This is a genomic window from Rhodococcus sp. 114MFTsu3.1, assembly GCF_000383555.1.
GTDB lineage: Bacteria > Actinomycetota > Actinomycetes > Mycobacteriales > Mycobacteriaceae > Rhodococcoides > Rhodococcoides fascians_E.
In genome coordinates this window covers 165,405-191,440 of record NZ_KB911545.1, presented here as the reverse complement: position 1 = coordinate 191,440, position 26,036 = coordinate 165,405, and the positions used below count along the sequence as shown (strand labels likewise).

The window sequence follows — 26,036 nt, the reverse complement described above, 5'->3', positions numbered from 1 at the left end:
TCGGGGGTCGGGCAGCAGTGTGGAGCCACTACGAGTATCGCGCATGCTTGTGAAGCGTTACAACCGATCGCGCGGTGTCTCGCCAATTCATTCAGGTGAATGATCGGCGGGGTGTCGTGCTGTCGCCCTGCCCGACAGCACGCACCCAATGACCGGTCCTGACCAGTGCGAGCGTGAGCAGAAGCCGGTCCCTCGGATCGGTGAGGTCCTTGCCGGTCAACTCCTCGATACGACGGACTCGGTAGATCACGGTGTTGCGGTGGCAATACAGCACCTTCGCGGCATTCGTCGGCGACCCATCACTGGCAAGCACGTGGGCGAGCGTCTCGAGCAACGTCCCACGCTGAGGCTCGGGATGCGTCCACATGTTCCCCAACGCGTGGTGAACCAGTAGGTCCGAGGACTCCTCGTCGGCCGCCATGATCACGCGCGGCAGCCGATCGGTCGCCAATGCCACCCCGGCCTCCTCCGAAATCGTGTCCGCGGTGAGCGTCGCCAGCCGATACGCCGCCGCGAACGAGGACACACCGTCGGGCGAATGTGCCACACCCACCGGGCCCACCGCCCTGGCTGCGAGCGCGTCGACGACGGAATTCAACGATCCCTTCGTCAATGCAACGAGCGCGAACTGATGCCCGTCGCGGATGTTCCAATGAGACACCGCACCGATCTGATCCAGCGCATCCTCCGGCGCAGTGAGAGGCGGTGAACCCTGGTCGTCGACGGGCCCGACGACACACGCGATCTGCTGCGACGCCGAAAGTCCCAGTGTCGCACGCGCTTCGAGTACGAACGACGGATCACCTCCACGCCCGGACCGCAGGCCGTCCAGTACCACCAGAACGTTGGCAAGATCGCGTTGCTGCATCCGAGCGCTCTCGCGGCGGTACGCGTCGACCAGAGTCTCGTACTGCCCGTCGAGTGCACGCCACAACTGCTGACCCGCCACGAGAAGAAGATGTTCGTCGATGTCGGACCGCCGCCGATCACGCGCGTGAACCAACTCTTCCCACAGCGTCCGACTGCCGAGTGTGTACGCCTTGAGCACCAATTCCATCGGGATGCCCTGACGCGCACGCTCCCGCCCGGTGCGGCGCCACACCTCACGGGTGTTGTCGTCCGCGGCCGACACACCGGACAGCGTCCGCAGCCCCTGGCGTATGTGTTCGCGGGTACTTCGCCTGATCTCGCCGGCAATGTCGGGCGTCGCGCTGGCCAGGTACGCAGGTTCCTGCTCGATCAGCGCCAGCGTGATGGAGTCCGCAATCGAATCCGCCCGATCGATCAACGCCGACCACGCCCGTTGAATCTTCTCCTGATCCGACGCAGGCACCCGCACACGAGCAGCACCCACCGAAGGACGGTCGGTGGGGCGGTCGAAGGCAACCATCGACACAGTTTTGCGCATCCCGCCCAGTCGGCAGGGCGATTTGACCGGTACTGGTGCCGCGGGACCCAAACATTCTGTGCGCTGCGCCCATACCGCCCGTTGTGCGCGGCAACCATAGTGAACGCACACAGATTGTGAGGTGGATCACTTGAGTTCGACGGTTACCCCCAGTCCGATCTTCACCATGACCGACGTCGACGTCACGTTCGGCGGCGTCGTCGCACTGTCGAACGTCAGTCTCGACGTTCGACCCGGTGAAGTCCTCGGCGTCATCGGCCCCAACGGCGCAGGCAAGACCACACTGTTCAACGTTGCATGCGGACTCGTCCGCCCGCACACCGGAACGCTCACTCGAAACGGAGAGCCCCTGTCCCGGCTGCGACCCCACGACCTCCCCAAGCTGGGCATGAGCCGAACACTCCAAGGACTCGGCCTGTTCGACCGGATGAGCGTCGTGGACAACGTCATGATCGGCGCCGACAGACGGGCACGCACCGGAATACTCGCCGGACTGCTCGGGCTGCCATCGAGTGCATCCGACGACGCCGCAGTGCGATCGGCCGCAATGGCCACGCTCGAACGACTCCGAATCGACCGGTACGCCGACCGCTTGCCGCCGAGCCTGCCCTACGCCGTGCGGAAACGCGTCGCCCTCGCTCGCGCACTCGTCAGCGAACCGTCACTGATCCTGCTCGACGAACCCGCATCCGGACTGTCCTCCGACGAGATGGCAGAACTGGGCAACGAAATCCGAGCCCTCGCCCACCCCGAAACAAATCCCTCCGCAGGCTCCACTCCCGCCCCCTGGGGTCATTCCGCAGGCTCCACTCCCGCCTCCCCGGGTCATTCCGCAGGCTCCACTCCCGCTCCCTCCGCGCCGGCGTCGGTGATGCTCGTCGAACACCACATGGACCTCGTGATGAGCGTGTGCGATCGAATCTTCGTCCTCGACTTCGGCAAGGTGATCGCCCACGGCTCACCCGACGAGATCCGTCAGGACCCGGCCGTTCTGGCCGCGTATCTCGGGAACGAGGTGACCCACGGTGAGTGACTCGGCCCAGATTCACATCACGGACCTGACCGTTCGCTACGGACCTGTCACAGCATTGGATTCGGTGTCCATGACGGTCGCAGCCGGTGCGATCACCGCGGTGCTCGGCGCCAACGGTGCCGGCAAGACCACCCTGCTGCGAACCGTCTCGGGGCTGCTGAAGCCCGAGTCGGGCAGCATTCGCCTGGCGGGCACGGAACTGGTGGGAGTGCCGCCGGACCGCATGTCCCGCAAAGGACTTGCCCACGTCCCCGAAGGACGGGGCGTCATCGCCGAGCTCACCGTCGAGGAGAACCTCCGCCTCGGAGCTCTGGGACGCAACCGAAGTCACGACGCCGTCACGCTCGACCGGGTCTACGGCATGTTCCCGCCACTCGACGGTCGTCGCACGTCGTCCGCCCATACCCTGTCCGGCGGTGAGCGGCAGATGCTCGTCATCGGACGCGCGCTGATGGCAACGCCGTCCGTGCTCCTCCTCGACGAACCGTCGCTCGGTCTCGCGCCGAAAGTCGTCGCGCAGATCTTCGACACGCTCCGCACACTCGTCGAAACCGAGTCCATGACAGTTCTTCTCGTCGAACAGAACGCACGAAGCGCCCTGTCGATCGCCGAACACGCCGTTGTCCTCGATCTGGGCAAGGTCGCCGTCGAAGGCCCAGCAGCCACACTCGCCGACGACGACGCCCTCCGACACGCCTACCTCGGGTTCTGACGCGAGCTGAAAGGACGCCACCTCAAGTGCAGCAACTGCTCACCATCCTCATCAACGGAGTGACGACCGGCATGATCTACGCCGCGTTCGCCCTCGCCCTCGTTCTGATCTGGCGGTCGACACGCATCGTCAACTTCGCTCAAGCTCCGATGGCCATGATCACCACCTACGTCGCGCTGGTGGTCATCGACGCCGGATACTCGTACTGGATCGGCTTCGGCGTCGCTCTCGTTTGCGGTCTGATCCTGGGAGCAGCCGTCGAACGTCTCGTCGTTCGGTTCGTCGACAGTTCGTCGCACATCAACCCCGTCATCCTGACGCTGGGACTGTTCATCATCATCCACGCGGTGGCAGCCATCGTGTTCGGCAACCAGTTCCGTTCCTTCCCTGCGCCGTTCGGCTTGACCGGCCAGAAGGTCGGCGATCTGAACATCGCGCTCACCGGGTACGACGTCTTCAAGATCGTGGCAGTGCTGATCGTCCTCGGACTGCTCGTGCTGCTGTTCCGGTTCACCGACCTGGGTTTGAAGATGCGTGCGAGCGCCTTCGAGCAGGAGGTGGCGAAACTGCTCGGTGTCCGCGTCGGCCGCATGCTGACCCTCGGATGGGCACTGGCCGCCGTGGTCGGATCCCTGGCGGGTCTGCTGATCGCGGGAGGCTCGTTGGTCCACCCCGGATACATGGATTCGATCGTCGTATTCGGTTTCGTTGCAGCCGTTCTCGGCGGTCTCGACAGTCCGGGTGGTGCCGTCGTCGGCGGCTTGCTGATGGGTGTGGGACTGAGCTTCGTCAGCGGCTACCTGGGCCAGGATCTGGTCTCCTCCGCGGCACTGGTGATCCTCATCGTCGTACTGCTGCTCAGACCGAGCGGGCTGTTCGCCGGCACCGCGGCGCGGAGGGTGTGACATGAACGCTGTCCTCACCCGCATGACATCCACACCGGTTCGCCGTCACTTCCTCTGCGCGGCAATCGGTCTGGTCGTCGTCGTTCTCGCTCTCGAATCGCTGAGCACGTTCCGGCAGAGCCAGCTGACGTCGGTGGCCTACCTCGCGATCGCGGCCGGTGGCCTCACCGTCCTCACCGGACTGAGCGGTCAGCTCTCGCTCGGTCACGGAGCGTTCATGGCCGTCGGCGCCTACACCGCGGCCCTGATGCTACGAGCCCAGGATTCCGGGTGGTCCGTACCGTTGGTCCTGCTCGCCGCCACCGTCGTGACCGGCATCGTCGGAATCGTCGTCGGCGTCGCCGCGGCCCGTCTCCACGGACCGTATCTGGCGGGCGCGACGCTGGCCCTGGCCGTCGCCGTTCCCGGCCTCGCGTTGTACTTCAAGGACTACCTCGGCGGTGAGCAGGGCCTCGTGGTTCCCGCTCCGAAAGTACCGGGACCGATCGACGACGTCATGTACTTCATCACCGGAAACGAGCTCAGCGGAACCAAATTCGTCGCCTACGTCAGTTGGATCCTTCTCGTCGTCGTCTTCTTCCTCCTCGCCAACGTGTCCGCCAGCCGCATCGGGCGACGCTGGCGAGCAGTGCGCGACGACGAGGTGGCCGCGGAACTCGCCGGGATCGACCTGGGCCGGGCACGAATACTGGCGTTCGTCGTCAGCTCGGCCTGCGCCGGAGCCGCAGGCGCTGTCCTCGCGATGTCCGCCCGCATCGCCGCACCGAGCGGATTCACCCTGACACTGTCGCTGACGTTGCTGTCGGCGGTGGTGATCGGCGGGCTCGGAACACTGTCGGGCGCCCTGATCGGAGCCGCACTGCTGACCTACATTCCGCCGGTGGTGACGAACCTCGGACTCGACGCCGGACTGAGCAGCCTCCAATCCGCCGAGCTCGCACCACTCGTCACGGGAATCTTCACGGTTCTCGTGATCCTGTTCGCTCCACTCGGTTTGACCGGAACCTACCGAAAGTGGCGTCTCACACGGAGCATCACGAGAAAAGGGGAACGATGAACAGAACCAGATCGCTGGCAGCGCGGGCGACCGCCTTGGTCGCGGTGGTGTCACTTGCCGCCGCGTGCGGCGCGGGAGGTAGAGACGAGGCCTCCGAAACGTCGGAGGGCTCGACCGTTGGCATCACCGACACGTCGGTGAAGATCGGTGCGCACTTCCCGCTGACCGGTGTCGCCGCCCCCGGATACAGCGAAATCCCCACCGGCGCACAGGCTTACTTCGACTACGTCAACGCCGCGGGCGGCATCAACGGCAGGCAGATCGAGTACGTCGTACGTGACGACTCCTACGACCCGACGACCACGACGCAGGTCGTCAACGAACTGGTTCTGCAGGACGAGGTCTTCGCCGTCGTCGGCGGACTCGGCACCGCGACACACAGCGCGGTGGTGGACTTCCTCAACGAACAAGGCGTACCGGACCTGTTCGTCTCCTCCGGCGCGATCATGTGGGGCAACGACCCGGCGAAGTACCCCAACACGTTCGGCTGGCAACCCGACTACCAGGTCGAGGGCAAGATCATCGGCGACTGGGTCAAGAAGAATCGCCCGGATGCCAAGGTGGGCCTGTACCTACAGGACGACGACCTCGGACGCGACAGTGAAGCTGCGGTCCGACAATATCTCGACGACCAGATCGTCGAGGTGGTCCGCTACACCTCCGGCAACACCGACGTCGCGCCGCAGATCGCCGCACTCCAAGGCGCAGGCGCAGACCTGGTACTCGGTTTCAACGTCCCGTCCTACACCGCCCTCAGCCAGTTGACGGCGATGCGCCTCAACTACGACCCGGAATGGTTCTACTCCTCGATCGGATCCGACGTCGATCTCGTCGGGTCACTCCTCGGACGGTTCTCCCAGGGCGCCGTCACCGACGGAAACCAATCGCTCGAAGGCATGATCTCGCTCGAGTACATCCCCGGAATCGACTCACCCGAGAACCCCTGGACCCAACTGTGGCAGAAGGTGTGGGCGGAGAACGGCGACGGCCAACCTCTCACCAACTACCGCATCTACGGCCTCAGCCAGGCATACGCATTCGTTCAAGCGTTGGAAGCAGCAGGCGAGAACCCCACTCGCGAGGGGATTGTCTCCGCCATCCAAGAGGGCGGCATGGACTTCCAGGGACCACAACTGGCGCCCTTCCGGTACTCGGACGACAGCCACCTCGGCATCTCCGGCGCAAGTGTGTACCAAATCGTGAACGGCGTACCCGAGTACCTGACACCGGTCCTACAGACGGACATCGGAGACTCGGAAGTAGTCGAGTACACCGGTGAAGAGTCCACCCCGCCCGAAAGCGGAATTCCCGGCTAGAACGACTTCTCGCAGGTCACGGTCGACAGATCCGTAAACCCCTCGCTTGCGGATCTGCCGACCGGGTCGTTCCGCAGGCTCCACTCCTGCCGACCGTCTGCCCCCTGGTTCGAGCGCCGGTTACCTAGCGCTCGATGATTGCGGTGACGCCCTGACCACCGGCCGCACAGATGGAGATCAGGCCACGGCCCGAGCCCTTCTCTGCGAGCATCTTGGCCAGCGACGCGACGATACGGCCACCGGTAGCTGCGAACGGGTGACCGGCAGCCAGCGACGATCCGTTGACGTTGAGCTTGCTCCGGTCGATCGACCCGAGCGCACCGTCCAGCCCGAGCCGCTCCTTGCAGTACTCGTCGCTCTCGAATGCCTGCAGCGTCGCGAGCACGACGGATGCGAACGCCTCGTGGATCTCGTAGTAGTCGAAGTCCTGCAGCGTAAGCCCGTTGCGAGCCAGAAGACGCGGAATGGCGTAAGTCGGGGCCATCAGCAGTCCGTCCTTGAACGAGCTGTTGCCGTGGATGTAGTCGACCGCAGCCGTCTCGGAGTCCACCAGATGCGCCAGAACCGGAAGGTTGCGCTCCGAGGCCCACTCGTCCGTCGACAACAGCGCCGCCGACGCGCCGTCGGTGAGAGGCGTCGAGTTGCCTGCCGTCATGGTGGCGTCGCCCAGCTTGTTGCCGAACACGGGCTTGAGCGTCGACAGCTTCTCGACGGTCGATCCCGGACGCAGGTTGTCGTCGCGGGTGAGACCGAGAAACGGCGTCACCAGGTCGTCGAAGAAGCCGCGGTCGTACGCGGCTGCCATGTTCTTGTGGCTCGCTGCGGCCAGCTCGTCCTGGTCCTCGCGGCGAACACCGAACTCCTTGGCCGTGATCGCGGCGTGCTCGCCCATCGACAGGCCGGTACGCGGCTCGCCGTTGCGCGGGATCTCGATGCCGAGCATGGACGGACGAACGTTGCCGAGCAGCTTGATGCGATCGGTGGTGGTCTTCGCGCGATTGAGAGACAGAAGAAATTCGCGGAGCTCGTCGTTGACGCCGATCGGCGCATCCGACGTGGTGTCCACGCCGCCACCGATGCCTGCATCGATACGTCCCGACGCGATGGCGTCGCCGACCGCGATGATCGACTGCAGCCCGGTGCCGCATGCCTGCTGGATGTCGAAAGCCGGGGTGTACGGGCTCAGCGCGCTACCGAGCACGACCTCGCGGGTCAGGTTGAAGTCACGCGAGTGCTTGAGGACAGCACCGGCAGCAACGAGACCGAGACGCTCGCCCTGCAGCCCGAACCGGCTGACCAGCCCGTCGATGGTGGCGGTGAGCATATCCTGGTTGGAAGCCAGAGCGTACTTCTTGTCGGAGCGCGCGAACGGGATGCGGTTGCCACCGACGATTGCGACCGGTCGTAGCTGCTTGCTTGTCACTTTTCGTCTCCAAACATCGTGGAAAAAGACCCTGGTGGAGAATCATCTTACTGACGAGTAAGTTGGTTGTCGACACCCGGTCGTGCGCTCCCTGCTTCACAGAAGGGAGGCGCCAAATCGAAAGGTAGGACAGTGGCAGCCACCAAGGGAGCCCCAGACCTCTACTCCACGTTCCTGGCGTCCGCGCCCGGAGCCTTCATCGCCAAGCAGGCAGGTCTGCCGCAGCCCGAGAAGCTGCGTCGCTACAAGGCAGGCGAGCCGCCTCTCGCCGGCCCCGTGCTCATCGGCGGACAGGGCCGACTCGTCGAGCCGCTGCGCGAACTGCTGTCGGACTACCCGCAGGCCCAGGCACACGACGACAAGTACGGCGCCCTGGTCTTCGACGCCACCGGCATCGGCAACGTCTCCGAACTCGAGCAGCTGTTCCAGTTCTTCCAGCCCGTCATCCGCAACCTCGCACCCTCGGCGCGCGTCGTCGTCATCGGCACGACGCCGGAAGAGACCGCGAGCGTCGACGAGCACGTCGCCCAGCGCGCACTCGAAGGATTCACCCGCAGCGTCGGCAAAGAGGTCAAGCGCGGCGCGACGGCTCAGCTCGTCTACATCTCGCCCAAGGCATCGACCGGACTCTCCGGCCTCGAATCCACACTCCGCTTCCTTCTGTCCGCGAAGTCCGCATTCGTCGACGGCCAGGTCATCGCCGTCGGCGACGCAGACTCCGAAGCACCCGCATCCTGGGACAAGCCTCTCGCCGGCAAGGTAGCCGTCGTCACCGGCGCTGCCCGCGGCATCGGCGCCACCATCGCCGAGGTCCTCGCCCGCGACGGCGCAACCGTCATCGCGGCCGACATCCCCGCTGCCGGTGAAGCACTGTCCGAGACCGCGAACAAGGTCGGCGGCACTTCCCTCGCTCTCGACGTGACGGCACCCGACGCCGGCGAGGTCCTCTCCAAGCATCTGCTCGAACGCCACGGCGGCGCGGACATCATCGTCCACAACGCAGGCATCACCCGCGACAAGACGCTCGCCAACATGGACGACAGCCGCTGGAACTCCGTCATCGGCGTCAACCTGGCTGCACCGCAGCGCATCACCGACCAGCTCGTGGCATCGGGAGCACTCAAGGAAGGCGGACGCGTCGTCGACGTCTCCTCCATCGCCGGTATCGCCGGCAACCGCGGCCAGACCAACTACGGCACGTCCAAGGCAGGCGTCATCGGCCTCGTTCACGCATCGGCACCGGTTCTCGCGAAGAAGAACATCACCATCAACGCCGTCGCCCCCGGATTCATCGAGACCGCGATGACGGCAGCGATTCCGTTCGCGACACGCGAGGCAGGCCGACGCATGAGCTCGCTGCTGCAGGGCGGCCAGACCGTCGACGTCGCAGAGCTGGTGTCCTACTTCGCCTCCCCCGCGTCCAACGCCGTCACCGGACAGATCGTCCGAGTCTGCGGCCAGAGCCTCCTCGGCGCATGAGCCTCGTCCAGCTCACGGAGCAGCCGAAGACGTCGGAGATCTACACTTCCGCTGCGCTCGGAGCCCTGCCGTTCCTCGGATCGAAGTCCACCACGGCGCCGTCGACGGTGTACGAACTCCGCGGGCTTCGCGTCGACCCCGACAACCTGGCCGCGTACTGCCGGGCCACCGGACTGCGGTTCGGCGACACTCTGCCGGTGACGTATCCGTTCACGCTCGTCTTCCCGACGGTCATGAAACTGATGGTGTCCAAGGCATTTCCGTTCGCCGCCATCGGATCGGTCCACGCCGAGAACGTCATCGAGCAGTACCGGGCAATCTCCTCCTCGGAGCCCCTGGATGTACGTGTGCACGCGGAGAACCTGCGTGAACACCGCAAGGGCTTGTTGATCGACGTGATCAGCGAAGTCAGCGTCGGACGCGAGCTCGTCTGGAAGCAGACCTCGAGCTTCCTGAGCCTGCAGAAGACCTCACTGTCCGGTGGACCTCGCGAAGCACCGCCCGCCGACGAGGTCCCGCCGCCCCCGACACGCACACTGCGAGTGGATCAGAAGACGATCAGCAGGTACGCATCGGTCTCCGGGGACCGCAACCCGATCCACGTGTCGTCGTTGGGCGCCAAGGCCTTCGGCTTCCCGCGGACCATTGCACACGGAATGTGGAGTGCAGCAGCAGTACTGCAGGTCATCGAAGGTCGCATCCCCGACAAAGTGACCTACAACGTCCGCTTCGGCAAGCCCATAGTCCTGCCCGCAACGGTCAACCTCTACGCCGAATCCGTCGGTGCCGGCTGGGACCTGTCACTCAAGAACCCGAAAAAGGGTTACCCCCACCTCACCGCAACCCTGCGATAGGTGCAGTTTCACCCCCTTCCGGGACCGAACGTGCCGTTCGGTCACTTCAAGTGACCGAACGGCACGTTCGCTCCGAAAGCAGGGCCGGCCCGCTCCCACAACGAGGGGTACGCCGGCTACTGCGTCGGAGCGGTTTTCTTGCCCGCCAGACCGCGCCAGGCGAGGTTTTCCAGCAGGTCCGCGGCGGCGTCGACTTCGATTTCTCCGCCGGCGACGCGGTCGGCGACGGCTTCGCCTGCACCGACGAGGGCCACTGCCATGAGGGGGAAGTTCTGGTCCGGATCCGGTTCCTTGGTGCTCATCTCGAGGAGACGGGCGGTCAGTTCGATCAGTCGGTCCCTGCTGCTCTGGACCTGTGAGGCGAAGGCTGTCTGGCCTATTGCCTGCCGGTACAGCACCATCCAGGACTTCCGGTTCTCGCCGACGAAGCCGAGGAAGCCGAGAAGTGCGCGTCGGAGCTGTTCACGTGGAGTGAGGGTGGGGTCTGCAGCGGGTGTCAGTGCCTCGACGAATTTGACGCCTTCACGGTTGATGCACGCCGCGAAGAGCTCGTCCTTGGAGCCGTAGTACAGATAGAGCATGGGTTTGGAGATCGCCGCTTTCTTGGCGATCGCGTCCATGGAGGTCTCGTGAAAACCGTTGTCGGAGAACACGTCGACTGCCGCGTCGAGCATCTGCTGCTCACGTACGGCGCGCGGCAATCGCTTGGTGCCACCAGCCATGAGTCCTCCAAACCGATATCGAACTCATGACCTTACTCCACGGTAAGGAGGCCTGCGTCACTACTGCGCCTGCCGGATGCATGCAGCGGCGCCGAAGAAATCCGGACGCACCCGGAAAGTTCTAGCAGACACCCTTGAAGCGAGCCACCGTCGCCGCGGACTCGTCGACCTGCGCTGCATCGAGGCGACCTGTCGCCACGGCGTCCTCGAGGTTGTCGAGCACCTGCGGAACGTCGTCGGTGGTGAGCCACAGAGCGACGTCCGCGCCTGCAACGAGAGCTGCCTCGACAGCCGCGACGATGCCCAGCCGATCGGTGATGGCCGCCATCCCGCTGAGGTCGTCGGTGAAGATCGGTCCGGTGAAGGGCGCCGCGCCGTACCCGACTCCGTCGCGCAGCAGCGACATCGCCGCCGGGCTGATGCTGGCAGGCTCACCCGGCTCGGTCAGGCCCGGTACATCGAGGTGTCCCACCATCACGCCGACACCGCCGGCGGACAGTTGCGCGAACGGGATCAGATCCGACTGGATCAGGTCCTCCAACGGCGGCGTCGTCACCGCACCGGTGTGCGAATCGCCGGATGCAGAACCATGGCCGGGGAAGTGCTTGATGACGGGCTGAACACCGGCGTCGCGCAAGCCCTGCGCGTAGGCACCGGCGTAGGCGACGACCTGAATGGGGTCGGCGGAGTACGAACGGTCGCCGATCACCGAATCGTTCGGTTGACTGCTGACGTCGACGACGGGCGCGTAATCGACGGTGATCCCGAGGTCCCGCAGGCCGCGGCCGCGTTCGAGCGCCATCCGATACGTGGCGTCCACGGACATCGTCAAAGCCGTCCGACGCGCCGACGGGTCCTCGCCCAGCAGATCCGCGACGCGGGACACACGCCCGCCTTCCTCGTCGATGGTGACCATCGGAGGGACCGCTGCCGCGGCGTCGATCTGCGGAACCTCGCGGTTCGCGAGCGTCGACGAGTCCGTCCAGCTTCCGATGAAGATTCCGCCGACCTGTTCACGAGCCATGATGTCGACGGCATCGGCAGTCCCGGTCACGCCGACGGTCAGCAACTGCGCCAATCGCTGCCGCTCGCTGAGTGTCTCGACGAAAGCCTCGCAGGAGTTCACCGGAGCGTCGGTGGTGGGGGGAAGCGTCGTCGTGGTGGTCGTGGTCGGCGGCAACGCAGACTCCGTGGCCACCTGAACCGAGTCACCGGACGAACACGAGGCCGTGAACCCGACCCCGATCACCACTGCAGCGACCGCGACGGGCGATCGGAATTTCCTCATGCCCCCGACCGTAGCGGAGTGGTCCCACACCGCTGTACGCGCGCAGTAACCTAAGGACAAAAGCGACACGAGGAGGGACTACGAGATGTCCGCAGACCTGATTCTCATTGCCTACGACGGCTCCGACAACGCCAAACGCGCCATCGAGTACGCCGGCCGATTCCTGACGACGACACGCGCGATCGTCGTCACCGCGTGGGAGCCGATGGTGCGCCAGGCAGCACGGATGTCCGGGCTGTCCGGCGTCATGCAGCCCGAATGGGTTCCCGACGACGAGGCCGAGGATGTGGCGCTCACCGACGCGAAGGTGACCAACGACGAGGGCGTTCGCCTCGCCCAGCAGGCCGGCCTTCAGGTCGAGGGCCACTGCGCGGAGTGCACGACGGCCATCTGGAGTGCCATCGTGGAGAAGGCCGACGATCTCGACGTGGACATCATCGTCACCGGCACTCGCGGCACGACGGGGTTGCGTTCACTTCTCCAGAGCTCGGTCGCGGACCATGTGCTTCGCCACAGTCACCGGCCTGTTCTGATCGTGCCGCCTGGAAAGTAGCCGCGCGTGCGCTCCGGCTACCGGGCCTGCGGGTGATAGCGTGAGCCGCGCACGCGTGCCAGTCGACGAAAGTGGAGAACCGAGATGAAGTTCGCTGTCCCGGGAGTTGTTGCTGCGGTAGTCGGCGCTGTGCTCGGTGCCGGGGTGGTATTCGGAGTCACTGCTGCGGCGGCCGACAACACGCGTCCCGAGATCGATCGCTCCGGCAATGCTGATTCGTCCCTGCTGAACCAGGTTGAGTACGGCAGCCGCTGACGCACCTGCTTCGATCTCTTCCGAACCACTCGGTCGTAGGTGGTTGCTCGGCGTCTCCACTCTGGCGTTTCTCCTCGCTTTCCTGCAGGTTCCCGGCTACACCGTTGCCGACACCAAGTACGACCTGACGCAGAATCCCCTCGGCTTCCTCGCGCGCGCCTCCCATCAGTGGACGTCGCAAGCTCCCCTCGGCCAGGTGCAGAACCAGGCGTACGGCTACTTCTTTCCGCACGGCGCGTTCTTCGCGCTCGGCGACATCGCGTCGATTCCCCCGTGGATCACACAGCGCATCTGGTGGGCGCTACTGCTGACAGCCGGGTTCTGGGGCATCGTTCGCCTCGCCGAAGCTCTGGGAATCGGCAGCCGCAGCTCGCGGATCATCGCCGCCGTCGCGTTCGCGCTGTCTCCCCGAGTCATCACGACGCTCGCATCGATCTCGTCGGAATCCATGCCGATGATGCTGGCGCCCTGGGTACTGATTCCCATCGTCCGGGCGTTCCGCAGCAGCACCTCCACCCGCACTCTCGCCGCGCAATCGGCGGTGGCCGTGGCGTTGATGGGCGCCGTCAACGCTGTCGCGACGGCAGCCGCGTGCCTCGTCGGCGTCGTCTGGATTCTCTGCCACAGACCCAACCGACTGTGGATCGTCTTCGGTGCGTGGTGGGCCGGCTTCCTGGCCCTCGCGACCCTGTGGTGGATCGTTCCGCTTCTTCTGCTCGGCGCGGTCAGCCCACCGTTCCTGGACTACATCGAATCCTCGGGGACGACGACCCAGTGGGCCTCGTTGATCGAGATCCTCCGCGGGACGAGCAGCTGGACACCGTTCGTCTCGCCCGAGCGCGTCGCCGGAGCAGTGCTGGTCACGCAGCCGGCCGCCGTCGTCGCGACGGGAGTCGTCGCCGCAGCCGGTGTCGTCGGTCTCGCGATGCGATCGATGCCCGCCCGTGGCCGCCTGACCGTCATGCTGTTCGTCGGAATCCTCGGTCTCACAGCCGGATACGTCGGCGGACTCGGCTCGCCGATCGCCGACACCGTTCGCGTGTTCCTCGATTCGGGCGGCGCGCCGCTCCGCAACGTCCACAAACTCGAGCCGCTCGTCCGAATCCCCTTGGTACTCGGACTCGCTCACCTTCTCGCCCGAGTCCCGCTTCCCGGTGCCGCACCGACGCGCACCTGGCGAGCAGCCATCGCACACCCGGAGAAGGACAAGATGGTCGCCGTCGCCGGGCTCGTGCTCGTCGCGCTGACGTTCTCCACCTCCCTCGCGTGGACCGGCAAACTCGCACCCCGAGGGGCATACCAGTCCATCCCGCAGTACTGGCACGACGCCGCGGACTGGCTCACCGCTCACGCGTCGGGCAACTCACCCGACGGCTCCGATGCCGAGCGCGCGCTCGTTGTTCCCGGCGCGCCCTTCGCGATTCAGACGTGGGGACTGACTCGCGACGAACCACTCCAAGCCCTCGCGACGACGCCGTGGGCCGTCCGCGACTCGGTACCACTGACCCCGCCCGGTGCGATCCGGGCCCTCGACTCCGTCCAACGACTGATCGCCGACGGCCGATCCTCGGTCGGCTTGGCCGACACCCTCGTCGGGCAGGGCATTCACTACGTGGTCGTCCGCAACGATCTCGATCCCGAGACGTCGCGTTCCGCACGCCCCGTCCAGGTCCACGCCGCACTCGACGGCTCCCCCGGCCTCGAGAAAGTCGCGGAGTTCGGCGAGGACATCGCACCGGGAACAGTCGACGGCATCACGGTCGACGGTGACATGCGGCCGCCGTATCCGGCTGTCGAGATCTATTCGGTGAAGCCGCAGGAGCCAAGCTCGAAGGAATCTGAAGTTTCGGGGCCCTACACCGTCGATCTGAACCGTGTCCCGTTCGTTCAAGGTGGCCCGGAATCCGTTCAGCGACTGAACGAACAGCGGCGATCCGGTGTCCCCGACCCGGTGCCCGCAGGCCCCGTCATCCTCGCGTCCGACGCCACCACCGCGGGCCTGGACGTCGATTCGGTCACTGTCACCGATACTCCGATGAACAGGGAGACGGATTTCGGGCAGGTCGACAACCACAATTCGGCGCTGAGAACCGCCGACGATCCTCGTCGCTCGTTGAACGAAGTCGCGGACTATCCCGTCGCGGGCGCGGACACCGTCGACGGCGAATGGGAGGGCGCGAGCATCACCGCCTCGAGTTCCGCATCGGATTCCACTCAGATCGGTGGCACCAAACCGGGAAGCGGGGTCGCGGCGGTCGTCGACGGCGATCTTGCGACGAGCTGGGTCAGCAACGGCATCGAAAGCGCTGTGGGACAGTGGCTTCAACTCGACTTCGACGAGCCGATCTCCGGCGGGCTCCTGCATCTGCGTACCAGCCCGGGGACCATCGGTGACCCGGTGAAGTGGCTCGAGATCACCACTCCGGGTGGCAGTACCGCGGCGCGGGTCGACACTGCGGGTGAGCCCATGACCGTCTCGCTCCCCGGCGGATCGACACCGTGGGTGCGCATCACGGCGAAATCGACCGTGGACGGCACTCGGGGAAGTCAATTCGGAATCAGCGAACTGTCGGTGGAGGACTATTTGGACCGCGACAACCCGCAGCCCGTGTCGATCGTGCACCGTGCGGTGCTGCCGGGCGTCACGCCCGGAGCGGACGTCACGTCGTGGAACCTCGGCCAGGAGTTCCCCGGACGACCGGCCTGCCTGGACACCGAGGACCGAATCCGATGCAGCAGTGGACTGTCCGCGGCACCCGAGGAGCTCGGCAGGTTCTCGCGCACCCTGTCGGTGCCGACCGGAACCGCAGTGCTGCCGGAACTGACCCTGCGCACCCGACAGAGCCCCGAGCTGGAAGCGCTGCTGGCACAACCGGGACGACCCGTGGCAACGGGCGCATCCGACGTCGGCGACCTCCAAGGATCCGCCTTCGCGGCCACCGACGGCGACGACCGAACATCCTGGACCGCGCCCGAGAAGAGCATCGAGCAGCGAGCCGGAACGCAGCCGACACTGACGATCGACCTGCCCGCGCCGACGCTGGTGGACGGCCTCACCGTGACCCCGAGCCTCGGCGACCTGCCCGCTCATCCGACGACCGTCGCCGTGAATCTCGGTGGCGGACCGCAGGTTCGCGAGGTGGATCCCGACGGGCCGACGACCATCGATCTCGCGCCACAGGTGACGGATCGGATCGTGCTCTCCATCGTCGACTGGGACGATCGGCTGGACAAGAACTCCCTCGGCTTCGTCCTCCCGCAACCGCCCGGTCTCGCCGACGTCGCCGTGCTGTCGGGGGGCCGCGACATCGGCGCCGCTCCCGACGCAGCCGATGACCGCACGATCACCGTCGCCTGCGACGTCGGGCCGATCATGTCCATTGCGGGCCAGACCATCCGGGCGTCGGTGACGGCGACGGCGCGGCAATTCCTGTCGGGCGAACCACTGCAGGCGACCATCTGCGAGGGTCCCTTCCCCGTTCCGAACGAGACGCTCAACCCGATACCCCTGCCGGAAGGCAGACAGGACGTCGTCGTCGACCCAGGTGCAGCCTTCGTCGTCGACGGAGTGCGACTCCGCACGATGCCCGTCCCCGCCGTCAGCGCAACCAGCTCGTCTCCCCGAACCGCGGAGACGACAGCGTGGGACGCCGACCACCGAGAAGTGACCATTCGTGAATCGGACGTCGATCAACTGTTGGTGGTACCGGAAAGCAGCAATACCGGCTGGCACGCCACCGCAGCATCCTCAGGCTCCACTCCCGCTTCAGAACTGCAGGCTGTCACCGTCAACGGCTGGCAGCAAGGCTGGATCGTGCCGGCCGGGACGTCGGGAACGGTGACGCTCGAGTACCCGTCGGACAAGTGGTACCGACTCGGAATCTTCGGCGGATTGTTCCTGCTGATCCCGTTGGCGTTCTTCGCTCTTCGTCGAAGTCGCGTAACCCAGGACCCGGCACCACGGCCCTGGCGCAGCGCGGTGCTCGGGTGGTTCGGACTGACCGCGGCCGTCGCCGTGATCTCCGGGCCGGCCGGAGTTGCCGTCGTCGCCGCAGTCGCGGCCGTGGCAGTGGCCGTGGGCCGACGCTTCGGTCGATCGGTGGAAGCCAGTGCGGCGGTGTGGGTCGCCGGGGTCGGAACGCTGCTCGCGACGGCGTTGCTGTCGAAGGGTCCGTGGCGATCTCCCGACGGCTACATCGGCCACTCGTCCCTGATCCAGCTTGCCGCGTTGGTGGCACTCGTCGCCGTGGCAGTGAGTGCTCTGCGGGCTCGCCGATAACCGGCGGTCACGTCACCGGCGGCGAAGCCACACCCGCATCGGTTCTTCGATCAGCGCGTAGCTCGCGGCGGCGACGGGAATCGACAATGCGACGGTCACGACCAGAACCAGCAGGAAGTGTCCGCTGAAGGGGATGATCCCGAACACGGGGAAGACCATCGACAGGATCACCAGATGCCAGATGAAGATGCCGTAGGACCAGCGGCCCAGAGCAAGGGTGACCGGGTGCTCGAGGATGCGTCGGGGTCCGTCGGCCAGGACGAGAGGCGCCAACAACGCGAACGCGAGGACTGCACCGAGCACGATCTTGACCTCGAACTGCCACGGCTCGGGACGCACCAGCCCTTCCGGCCCGGCGAGCGGAGTCGCCGACAGGCCGAACGCCACCAGTGCGATCGCGGCCATCAGTACTCGGTGGCTCGCCAGACGGTGCAACCACGTCGGGGGGCGGGTCGTGTACTCGGCCAGGAGCATTCCGGCCGCGAACCACGGGAAGTATCCAGGCAACCAGTTGTCGTGGTGAATCGCTTCGGGTGTGGACACTGGTACGAACGCCCAGCACAGACTGATCGCGGCCACAGCTGCGACGACGGGAATGCGGAACCGTGCTCGATCGCCTCGTAGGGCAGCCAACGCCAGGCCGAGGAACGGCAACACCAGATAGAAGGCGACCTCGACCGACAGAGACCACATCTGAGTCATGCCCTCGGTGAGAGTCAGAGGCACGAACACCTGTGTCAAGGACAGGTTGGCCGCCCACACACGCCAACTGCTTCCCGTGTTGGGCAGGAACAGCAGAACCAGCGTCACCACGACCCAGTACGCCGGAAGGATGCGCACGGCGCGCGACCACAGATAGCGGCCGATCGGCTGAGCACGACCCAACCCGCGCGCCTGCGCCGCGTGCGGGCGCCACAGCAGAAACCCGGACAACGCGAAGAACAGCGCGACAGCCAGGTCGAACCTGCCCCAGATTCGGCCCATGACGGGAGAATTCGCGGCGCCTGTCTGAAAGGCCACGTGGGTGACGATGATGCCGATCGACGCGAACGCGCGCATTCCCTCGAGCGACGGAATGAATCCGCGCAGCGGCGCGACGGATTTCGGCAGCGATTCGGTGGACGTAGTCATGACGCGACCAGTCAAGCACCCCGCGTCGTCCGCTTGTGAAAGTCCACGGTCGTCGGGCGTGCCCGCGACCGTACGACGTGATGACTGTTACTGTCACCAGCGACGTGGCGATACCAATCGGACACTCCAGGAACGGGCGTTTCCTACCCTGACCTGTCGGGGGTGGAAGCAGCGGCGCGCCAAGGAAATAAGACTAAGGAGATTCTCACATGGCGGAGCGCTCAGGGCCGAGCCGGATTCTTGCCCTCGTACTCGTCGGATTGGGCGCATTCCTGCTGGTAGCAGCGATTCTGATCCCGACGTACACCGTGCCCCGCCTGGAGAAGACACCGCTGGATCTCGAGGTCACGACGGTATCGACCGGCACCGGAAGCGTTCTCAACGCTGCATCGCTGGCCGCGGGCCGCGCTCAGGTGGACGAGAACGTGAACCTCGTGTCGCAGCGCTTCGTCACCACCGAGGAGCCGTCGAACGCCGACGACATCACCGTGCAGGCCGGGCAGACGCTGCGCCGCACCGACAAGCAGGGCGACACCGGGCTGCTCACCGCCAGCGTCGACCGTGTGACGCTCGATCGTGTGTCGTCCGAGCCCGTCGAGAACCCCGTCGGCACCATCCAGGTCCAGGGCGACAAGCCGGCCGAGGAAGTTCCGCACACCGGCCTGCAGTACAAGTTCCCGTTCAACGCGGAGCAGAAGGCGTACCCGTTCTTCGACATCAACGCCCGCGCGTCGCAGGACATCGACTTCGTCGAAGAGACCGAGATCAACGGCACGCCCGTCTACAAGTACGAGCAGACCGTCGGCCCCGTAGATCTGTCCGGCGTCGTCAACCTCCCGACCAACAAGGTCACCCTCCCCGCCGACACGTGGGGCGTCGAGGGCGGCGAAGCTCCCGTCACCATGACCCGCTGGTACGAGAACACACGGACGGTGTGGGTGGAGCCCAAGACCGGTGTCATCGTCGACGGTGAAGAGCAGATCCACCAGTACTACTCGCGGACTGCGGGCCAGCCCGAGGTGGACGTGCTCAACGCGCCGATCAAGTTCGACGAGAACACCGTCGAATACCAGATCCAGCGCGCCAAGGACGGCCAGGACCAACTGTCGACGTTCGGACGTACCGTGCCGATCATCGCCGGAATCCTCGGCGTCATCGCGTTGATCGCAGGTATCGTGCTCGGACTCCGCGGCGGCAACGGCCCGCGTCGTCCCGTGCGTACCGGCGGCCCGCAGCAGGGCGGAGGCGGCGGTGCAGCACCGGCAGCTCCGCAGAACCGCGACTGGACGACCGATCAGACCGAGGTCATTCCGAGGACCAACCTCTCCAAGGAGTAGCACCTTCACGAACAACAACGGCGCGGCCCATTCGGGTCGCGCCGTTGGTCGTTCTCAGGCCGAGGGTGGCCGGTCCCAGGTGCACACAGACCGATGCGGCAGGGCCGGATGTGCCGTCCGAGGCGGATTCGAGTGCACTCAGGAACGCAGGGCGGCCACGCACACCGCGAGTGCAGTTGTCGCGGCCACGGACACCGCGACCACGACGAACTGCAGCACCGTGGACGCGCACAGCGTCAACAGGGCGACTTCGGCGGCCAGCCCGAGCCACGCCAGGATCGCAAGCGTCGTGCGTTCCCCTGCAATAGCCCACAGCAACGCGCTCTGGAGCACCGCGAGACAGGCGCCCTGCAACGCGAAGATCCACAGGTATCCCTGCACGGCTGCGTAGTCCTCGCCCACGATCAGCGGGATCAGCCCCGCGGCGACGGCCGCCCCGAGGATCAGAACCGCACCGATTCCGGCGACGACGGACAGTGCCGATCGCAGCGCCGACGCCGAGTGCGCAGGGTTGGCCATACGCGGATACAGCACTACCCCCACTGCCTGCGGCAGCCAGAACGCTGCCTTCGTGGCGACGGCGCCGAGGGCGTAGATGCCTGCGTCGGCTTCGGTCAGCAGTGCGCGCGCGAGGAGCAGATCCACCGACGACAGCAGAATCAGCACCAATTGAACCTGCGACGCCCGCAGCACGGTGGCGACGCCGATGCGCACGTCACCGGTGTGCGGACCATCGGGCCCGGGTGGCTCTCGGTTGGCCAGCCGTGCGCCGAGGGCGACCAGTCCTGTGCCGGCGGCACTGACTGCGAGCACTGTGCCGGGACCCGCGCCGAGGAACAGCGCGACGACCGCGGGAACGACCTTGCCGAAGCCCGCGGATGCCAGCACGATGCTCAATCGGCCGAACCGCGCGGTGCCCTGCAGTAGCCCTTGTTCGGTCGCGAGCAGCACGAGTAGTGGGGCGACGACCAGCGCCGACGTCGTCGCCAGAACACTCGTGTCCATCGCCACCGCCACTGTCGGTGCCGCCAGCACCGACAGAACGGCGACGACGCCGGCGCAGCGGTATCCGAGGCTTCGGAGCTTGCCGGTGCTTCGTCCGCGCACCACTTCCCTGGCCACGACCGACTGCAACGCGAGCGCCGGAACTGCGAGCACCAACTGGGCGGCGAGCAGACTCGCGAACTCGCCGTACTTCGCCACACCCAGCAGGCGGCTCGCCGGAAGATGCAGGAGATACGAGGCGATGTTGGCCGTCATCGATCCGATGGTCACCATCGTCATTCCGGCGACCATCGCTCTGCCTGCGGACCCGGAGGCGGAGACAGGGCGAGTCGGCATGCGCCCACGGTATAGGGTGCCGGACATGGCGTCGGGTGGTCGGTGGGCTGCGCGCCGGTCCCGGTGGGCGCCTCCGCTCTACAGCGTCGCCCTCGCGTCCGTGGTGCTCGGCCCACTGTTCGGCAACGGCTATCTACTTCTGCGCGACGCCGTCAGTACACCCAGGTCCTACTTCACCGACTCGGCTCTCGGGGTCGGCGACGCCGCCGCCCGGGCGGTCCCGCAGGACGCGGTGGTGGCCGCCCTGTCCACGGTGGTCGACGGCGGACTCGTCGTGAAAGCTGCTCTGCTGCTAGCGCTGTGGCTCGCCGGCTGGGGTGCCGCGCAGATGTCGCGGACCGTGCTGCCGTCGGCACCGCTGCCTGCACTGCTGGTGGCGTCGACGGTCGCGATCTGGAATCCCTACGTCGCCGAGCGTCTGCTGCAGGGGCATTGGAGTCTTCTTATCGGGTACGCGGCGTTGCCGTGGACGGTCGTCGCTGCGCTCGATCTCAGGCGGACGGGCCGGTGGGGGTGGCTCGCGGTCTGTCTGGCCGTCGCGGGCCTGACGCCGACGGGTGCGCTGCTCGCCGCGTCATGTGCGTGGTTATGCGCGTCCAGGCAAACATTTCCGCTCACAGCGGGATTGACCTTGCTGGCGTCGGCGCCCTGGCTCGTCGCGACGGCGGTGTCGGGCTCGGGGGCCACCGGTACCGACCCCGCCGGCGTCGCCGCGTTCGCAGCCCGCGCCGAGCCCGGACTCGGGACGGTCGGTTCCCTCGCGGGACTCGGCGGCATCTGGAACGCCGATGCCGTTCCCGTCACGCGAACATCGGCGTTCGCGGTCCTGGGCACCGCCTTGCTGCTCGCGATCGTCGCGCTCGGCATCGGACCCCTGTGGCGACGCCGACGCAACCCCGTCGTGACCGCTCTGGCCGTGGCGGCCGTCCTCGCGATCGCTGGGCCTGCCCTCGCCGCGACGGCTCCAGGGATTCGCGTCGGCGAATGGGCTGCCGCCGAGGTGCCCGGCGCCGGTCTGCTGCGCGACGCCCAGAAGTGGGTTGCGCTCGCCGTGCCCTTCTACGTTCTCGCCGCGGCGGCAGGTGTCACGTGGGCTGCCGCGAAACTCGGGAACCGCTGGCTTCCCGGAGTCGCAGCGGCGTTGGCCGTGGTGATCGCGTTGCCGGACCTCGCCTGGGGAGTCGGAGGCCAGGTGAAACCCGTCGAATATCCGGCGTCGTGGTCGGTGGTCGCCGACGAGTTGGCCGGGGAGGACGGAGACGTCGCCGTGCTGCCCGCAGGTATGTTCCGCCGGTTCCCGTACAGCGGCGACGCCGCTGTTCTCGACCCTGCGCCTCGCATGCTGCCGCTGGACGTACTGCAGACCGGGGAGCTCCTCGTCGCAGGCGGGTCGGTCCGCGGAGAAGGCAGCAGGGCGGAGGCCGTCGAACAGGTTCTTCTGGACGGCGGTACTCCCGAGGACGTGGCCGGGCTCGGAGTCGGGTGGGTGCTCGTCGAACGGACTACGCCCGGGCAGCTGGGCAACTCGGCCGCGGCGCTGCGGCAGCTGACGGTGGAGTACGAGGACGACGAGCTCGCGCTGTACCGGGTGCCGGGCGAGATCCGCATCGAACCGACGGACGACCGGGCGGTCGTCGCCGCCCACCTCGTGTGGCTGGTGCTACTGGTGGGCGGCTTCGGCTGGTCGGTCCGCACCCGGAAGGCCGGCGGACACGAGACCTGACACGTGCGAGCCGCGCATCGACGCCGCGAGAACGCTCTGCACACCGCGAGCGGTCTGCCTCCACGAGAATTCGAGCGCGCGGACCCTGGCCTTCTCACCCAGATCGGCACGCATGTCGTCGTCGAGCAGTAGCTCGGCGAGAGCGTCCGTCAGCGCGGTGACATCACGATCAGCGCCGTCCGAGCCGACCAGCACACCGGTGACACCGTCGATGATGGAGTCGGTGAGGCCCTTGGAGCTGCGGTATCCGACGGTCGGCACTGCGTGCTGGGCCGCCTCGACCACTGCGAGTCCCCAGCCTTCCTTCCTCGACGGCATGACGTGCACCCACGACTGTCCGAGGAGTTGGTGTTTGCGAACCTCGTCGACGTGGCCGTGGAACGTCACCGCGCTCGCGATGCCGAGTTGCTCGACCCGCTCACGCAGGTTCTCCTCCCACCAACCGCCTCCGATGATGTCCAAGTGCAGTCCGGGGACTCGGAACCTCAGAGCGGCCACCGCAGCCAGTGCGTCCTCGATCTGCTTGTGCGGAACGAGCCGCGACAGCACCGACAGCGACGGGTACGGAGTTCTGGTGTCCACCGGCGTTCCTGCGGGAATCTCGTCCGCGCCGTTGCGCACGACGGCAACTCGCTCGCGATCGACACCGAGGGCAACCAGCTCGTCGGCCGACGGCAAGGACACCGTCAGGTACTGGTTACGACGGTGAATCCGCGGAGAGACCGTGCTTTCGAGCCACCATCCGAGCTTGGCCATGAGGGGTCCGGCGACGGGCCACTGCTCACGGTGACAGTGGTGCACCAGCAACGTCACCGGTGCTCCGGACACGATCCGGGAGAAGAAGGGAATGCCGTTCTGGGTGTCGACGACGGCGTCGGGAGCTATTCCGCGAAGCGAACCGAACCCGAGGCGCCCCGCGACGATCGACGCGAGTGCCCGCGGATACACACTCAACCGTCCACCGGCGCGACTGATGCGGATTCCGTCGACGATCTCCTCGGCGGGCGCGCCCGGATACGACGCCGTCCGCAGCGTCACCTTCACTCCCTGGGCAGCCAGCCCGGCCCCGACCTGCTCGAGATACCGCTCGCTGCCGCCGCCCTGGGGGTGCCCGGTGTCGCGCCAGCAGAGCAGCAGCACCTCGCGCACGCCCGTACCCCCTTCGCGGCCGACACCATCACCGAAACTTCCGGACAGCTGACTCTTCCGGACAGCTGACTCTTCCGGACAGCTGAAACTTCTGGACAGCTGAACTTCTGGACAGCTGAAACTTCTGGACACCCTAGCCGTTCGTGTGGCCCAGCGGTCGCTCGACATGGACTCTCGCCTAGTGTTCTTCCTCGTGCGTAGGGACCGGGTCACTCGACTGTTCGCGAAACGCGCCACCCTCAGCAGGTCGGTCGGGCTGCTCCGGGACTTCGGGCACGAGCAGACCGCGCCCGACATCTTCTACGGCGCGCTCGCCCGTGACTCCGTCGAATTGATCGGCGACCTCTACCGGGGCATGACTGGCGACTCTCTCGAGAACCGTGTCGTACTCGACGTCGGCGGGGGGCCCGGTTACTTCGCGGAGGGCTTCGAACGCAGCGGAGCTCGGTACTTCCCCGTCGAACCCGACGCATCCGAACTGCACGCTGCAGGCCTGACCGTCCACGGCAGCGTCCGGGGCTCGGGAATGGCGCTGCCATTTCTCACCGACAGCGTCGACATCTGCTTTTCCTCGAACGTCGCCGAGCATGTCCGCGAGCCCTGGGTCATGGCCGAGGAAATGCTCCGCGTCACCCGACCCGGCGGATTGACGGTCCTGTCCTACACACTGTGGCTCAGCCCGTTCGGCGGGCACGAAACACGGCCGTGGCACTACGTCGGCGGCGAATACGCGGCCCGGCGATACCTGCGTACACACGGACACGAGCCGAAGAACAGATTCGGCAAATCCCTGTTCGACATCGGAGCAGGCGACGGATTACGTTGGGCTCGAAACACTTCCAGCGGAACCCTCCTCGCGGCATTCCCCCGATACCACCCCCGATGGGCATGGTGGATCATGAGGGTTCCCGGCCTCCGCGAACTCCTCGCCAGCAACCTCGTCCTCGTCTTCCGCGCCACCTGACGCGAGTGCGCCGCTCACCCGGCTCATTCCGCAGGCTCCACTCGCGCCGCCCACCCGGCTCATTCCGCAGGCTCCACTCGCGGCGCTCACCCGGCTCATTCCGCAGGCTCCACTCGCGGCGCTCACCCGGCTCATTCCGCAGGCTCCACTCGCGCCGGTACGTTGGAACGATGACAGCGCTGGCACTGGATATCGGGGGAACCAAGATCACCGCAGCCGTCGTCGGCGAAGACGGAAGGCCGGGGGAACCGCTGACCGTGCCGACCCCGCAGTCGGACGTATGGCAAGCCTGCGAGGAACTGCTGGACGCGGTGTCCGTCGGCTCGGACGTCGACGCGATCGGGATAGCGTGCGCCGGCCCGGTCGACACCGTCGCAGGCACGGTCGCGCCGATCAACATCCCGGAATGGAAGGACGGCTTCGCCCTCACCGACGCCGTACGGACGCGGTTCGACAGCGCATCGGTCACGCTGGCGATGGACGGTGGGTGCGCTGCGCTCGGCGAACACCGCTTCGGGGCTGCTGTCGGCGTCGACGACGTACTGAGCCTCGTCGTGTCGACCGGGATCGGCGGCGGATTGGTGCTGGGAGGCCGCATCGTGCACGGGCGTAGCGGAAACGCAGGCCACATCGGACACATCGTCGTACCCGGATCGGCGACGCCCTGTACGTGCGGCGGCCTCGGCTGCGTGGAGACGGTGTCCAGCGGGCCGTCGGCGGTCCGGTGGGCCCAGGAACAGGGATGGACCGGCAGCACCGGCGCCGACCTCGCACAGTCCGCGAGCGACGGGGACATCGTCGCCATCACCACTCTTCAGCGTGCCGGTGTCGCGCTGGGTCAGGCGATCGCGTCGGCGGCAGCCTTGGTCGACGTGAACCTTGTTGTGGTCGGCGGCGGTTTCGCTCAAGCGGGCCCACCGCTGTGGGATCCCATCCAGGAGTCCGCCGCCCTGCACGCCAAGCTCAAGTTTCTCGACGGCCTCGAGATCGTGCCGGCGAAGCTCGGAGCCGTCGGGACCCTGACGGGCGCAGCGGTGTTGGCGTCCGGTGGCTGAATCGGCTCAGCGGCCGGGAACCTGACACCCTGTTTACGAGGCTGGCACCCCT

General features: G+C 66.5%; 21 protein-coding genes. 14 read left to right on the top strand and 7 right to left on the bottom strand.

Going from position 1 to position 26,036, the window contains the following annotated elements:
• Positions 1–91 precede the first annotated feature (91 nt).
• The gene (locus tag H292_RS0103860; protein WP_269210580.1) at positions 92–1,390 is read right to left on the bottom strand and encodes a PucR family transcriptional regulator; all 1,299 of its coding nucleotides are present in this window, start codon (positions 1,388–1,390) and stop codon (positions 92–94) included.
• A 148-nt stretch (positions 1,391–1,538) separates the two neighbouring features.
• Here H292_RS0103860 and H292_RS26760 point away from each other — a divergent pair, with 148 nt between their 5' ends.
• From H292_RS26760 to H292_RS0103835, 5 genes are read left to right on the top strand one after another with little or no spacing between them, the layout of a single operon-like run.
• The gene (locus H292_RS26760; RefSeq protein WP_231383744.1) at positions 1,539–2,441 is read left to right on the top strand and encodes an ABC transporter ATP-binding protein; all 903 of its coding nucleotides are present in this window, start codon (positions 1,539–1,541) and stop codon (positions 2,439–2,441) included.
• On the top strand, positions 2,434–3,153 hold the full coding sequence (locus H292_RS0103850) for an ABC transporter ATP-binding protein (protein ID WP_019665579.1): 720 nt from the start codon (positions 2,434–2,436) through the stop codon (positions 3,151–3,153). The genes H292_RS26760 and H292_RS0103850 overlap by 8 nt, the downstream gene beginning before the upstream one ends.
• Before the next feature lie 26 nt (positions 3,154–3,179).
• The gene (locus H292_RS0103845) at positions 3,180–4,058 is read left to right on the top strand and encodes a branched-chain amino acid ABC transporter permease (RefSeq protein ID WP_019665578.1); all 879 of its coding nucleotides are present in this window, start codon (positions 3,180–3,182) and stop codon (positions 4,056–4,058) included.
• Between the two features lies 1 nt (position 4,059).
• Complete coding sequence (locus H292_RS0103840) at positions 4,060–5,115, top strand: branched-chain amino acid ABC transporter permease (RefSeq protein WP_020110487.1); 1,056 nt, start codon at positions 4,060–4,062, stop codon at positions 5,113–5,115.
• A complete protein-coding gene (locus H292_RS0103835; protein ID WP_020110486.1) occupies positions 5,112–6,431 on the top strand; it encodes an ABC transporter substrate-binding protein in 1,320 nt (439 codons plus the stop codon). The genes H292_RS0103840 and H292_RS0103835 overlap by 4 nt, the downstream gene beginning before the upstream one ends.
• Before the next feature lie 124 nt (positions 6,432–6,555).
• On the opposite strand, the gene H292_RS0103830 is transcribed toward H292_RS0103835, so the two are convergent.
• A complete protein-coding gene (locus tag H292_RS0103830) occupies positions 6,556–7,854 on the bottom strand; it encodes an acetyl-CoA C-acetyltransferase (protein WP_020110485.1) in 1,299 nt (432 codons plus the stop codon).
• Positions 7,855–7,986: 132 nt separating this feature from the next.
• Here H292_RS0103830 and H292_RS0103825 point away from each other — a divergent pair, with 132 nt between their 5' ends.
• Both H292_RS0103825 and H292_RS0103820 read left to right on the top strand, forming a co-directional pair.
• Positions 7,987–9,333 (top strand): 3-oxoacyl-ACP reductase, encoded by a 1,347-nt coding sequence (locus H292_RS0103825; protein WP_019665574.1) that lies wholly within the window; start codon positions 7,987–7,989, stop codon positions 9,331–9,333.
• Positions 9,330–10,187, top strand: coding sequence for a MaoC/PaaZ C-terminal domain-containing protein (locus H292_RS0103820; protein WP_020110484.1), 858 nt, complete (start codon positions 9,330–9,332; stop codon positions 10,185–10,187). Before H292_RS0103825 ends, H292_RS0103820 begins: the two co-directional genes overlap by 4 nt.
• A gap of 116 nt (positions 10,188–10,303) precedes the next feature.
• Here H292_RS0103820 and H292_RS0103815 read toward each other — a convergent pair whose 3' ends face one another.
• Together H292_RS0103815 and H292_RS0103810 are read right to left on the bottom strand one after the other, a co-directional pair.
• Positions 10,304–10,909, bottom strand: coding sequence for a TetR/AcrR family transcriptional regulator (locus H292_RS0103815; protein ID WP_019665572.1), 606 nt, complete (start codon positions 10,907–10,909; stop codon positions 10,304–10,306).
• 121 nt (positions 10,910–11,030) lie between these two features.
• Positions 11,031–12,197, bottom strand: a complete 1,167-nt coding sequence (locus H292_RS0103810) for a glycoside hydrolase family 3 N-terminal domain-containing protein (protein ID WP_019665571.1) — start codon at positions 12,195–12,197, stop codon at positions 11,031–11,033.
• An 85-nt stretch (positions 12,198–12,282) separates the two neighbouring features.
• Here H292_RS0103810 and H292_RS0103805 point away from each other — a divergent pair, with 85 nt between their 5' ends.
• The 3 genes from H292_RS0103805 to H292_RS26755 all read left to right on the top strand — a co-directional run bounded on the left by H292_RS0103805 (position 12,283) and on the right by H292_RS26755 (position 17,284).
• Positions 12,283–12,750 (top strand): universal stress protein, encoded by a 468-nt coding sequence (locus H292_RS0103805; protein ID WP_019665570.1) that lies wholly within the window; start codon positions 12,283–12,285, stop codon positions 12,748–12,750.
• Between the two features lie 84 nt (positions 12,751–12,834).
• Positions 12,835–13,005: a DUF2613 domain-containing protein gene (locus H292_RS27805; protein ID WP_019665569.1), complete on the top strand. Its 171-nt coding sequence runs from the start codon at positions 12,835–12,837 to the stop codon at positions 13,003–13,005.
• Entirely contained in the window at positions 12,986–17,284 is a 4,299-nt protein-coding gene (locus H292_RS26755; RefSeq protein ID WP_037187960.1) for an alpha-(1->3)-arabinofuranosyltransferase, read from the top strand. The genes H292_RS27805 and H292_RS26755 overlap by 20 nt, the downstream gene beginning before the upstream one ends.
• Positions 17,285–17,296: 12 nt before the next feature.
• On the opposite strand, the gene H292_RS26750 is transcribed toward H292_RS26755, so the two are convergent.
• Entirely contained in the window at positions 17,297–18,415 is a 1,119-nt protein-coding gene (locus H292_RS26750; RefSeq protein WP_020110482.1) for an acyltransferase family protein, read from the bottom strand.
• A gap of 209 nt (positions 18,416–18,624) precedes the next feature.
• Here H292_RS26750 and H292_RS0103785 point away from each other — a divergent pair, with 209 nt between their 5' ends.
• Complete coding sequence (locus tag H292_RS0103785; RefSeq protein ID WP_019665566.1) at positions 18,625–19,752, top strand: DUF3068 domain-containing protein; 1,128 nt, start codon at positions 18,625–18,627, stop codon at positions 19,750–19,752.
• A 138-nt stretch (positions 19,753–19,890) separates the two neighbouring features.
• Here H292_RS0103785 and H292_RS0103780 read toward each other — a convergent pair whose 3' ends face one another.
• On the bottom strand, positions 19,891–21,093 hold the full coding sequence (locus tag H292_RS0103780) for a lipopolysaccharide biosynthesis protein (protein WP_027498593.1): 1,203 nt from the start codon (positions 21,091–21,093) through the stop codon (positions 19,891–19,893).
• Between the two features lie 25 nt (positions 21,094–21,118).
• Between H292_RS0103780 and H292_RS0103775 the strand changes: the two genes are divergently transcribed.
• Positions 21,119–22,816, top strand: coding sequence for a hypothetical protein (locus H292_RS0103775; RefSeq protein ID WP_027498592.1), 1,698 nt, complete (start codon positions 21,119–21,121; stop codon positions 22,814–22,816).
• Here the strand turns inward: H292_RS0103775 and H292_RS0103770 are convergent.
• A complete protein-coding gene (locus tag H292_RS0103770; RefSeq protein WP_020110478.1) occupies positions 22,754–23,965 on the bottom strand; it encodes a glycosyltransferase family 4 protein in 1,212 nt (403 codons plus the stop codon). The genes H292_RS0103775 and H292_RS0103770 overlap by 63 nt on opposite strands.
• A gap of 166 nt (positions 23,966–24,131) precedes the next feature.
• Here H292_RS0103770 and H292_RS0103765 point away from each other — a divergent pair, with 166 nt between their 5' ends.
• Complete coding sequence (locus tag H292_RS0103765; RefSeq protein ID WP_179278556.1) at positions 24,132–24,929, top strand: class I SAM-dependent methyltransferase; 798 nt, start codon at positions 24,132–24,134, stop codon at positions 24,927–24,929.
• A gap of 170 nt (positions 24,930–25,099) precedes the next feature.
• On the top strand, positions 25,100–25,984 hold the full coding sequence (locus H292_RS0103760; protein ID WP_020110476.1) for an ROK family protein: 885 nt from the start codon (positions 25,100–25,102) through the stop codon (positions 25,982–25,984).
• Positions 25,985–26,036 lie beyond the last annotated feature (52 nt).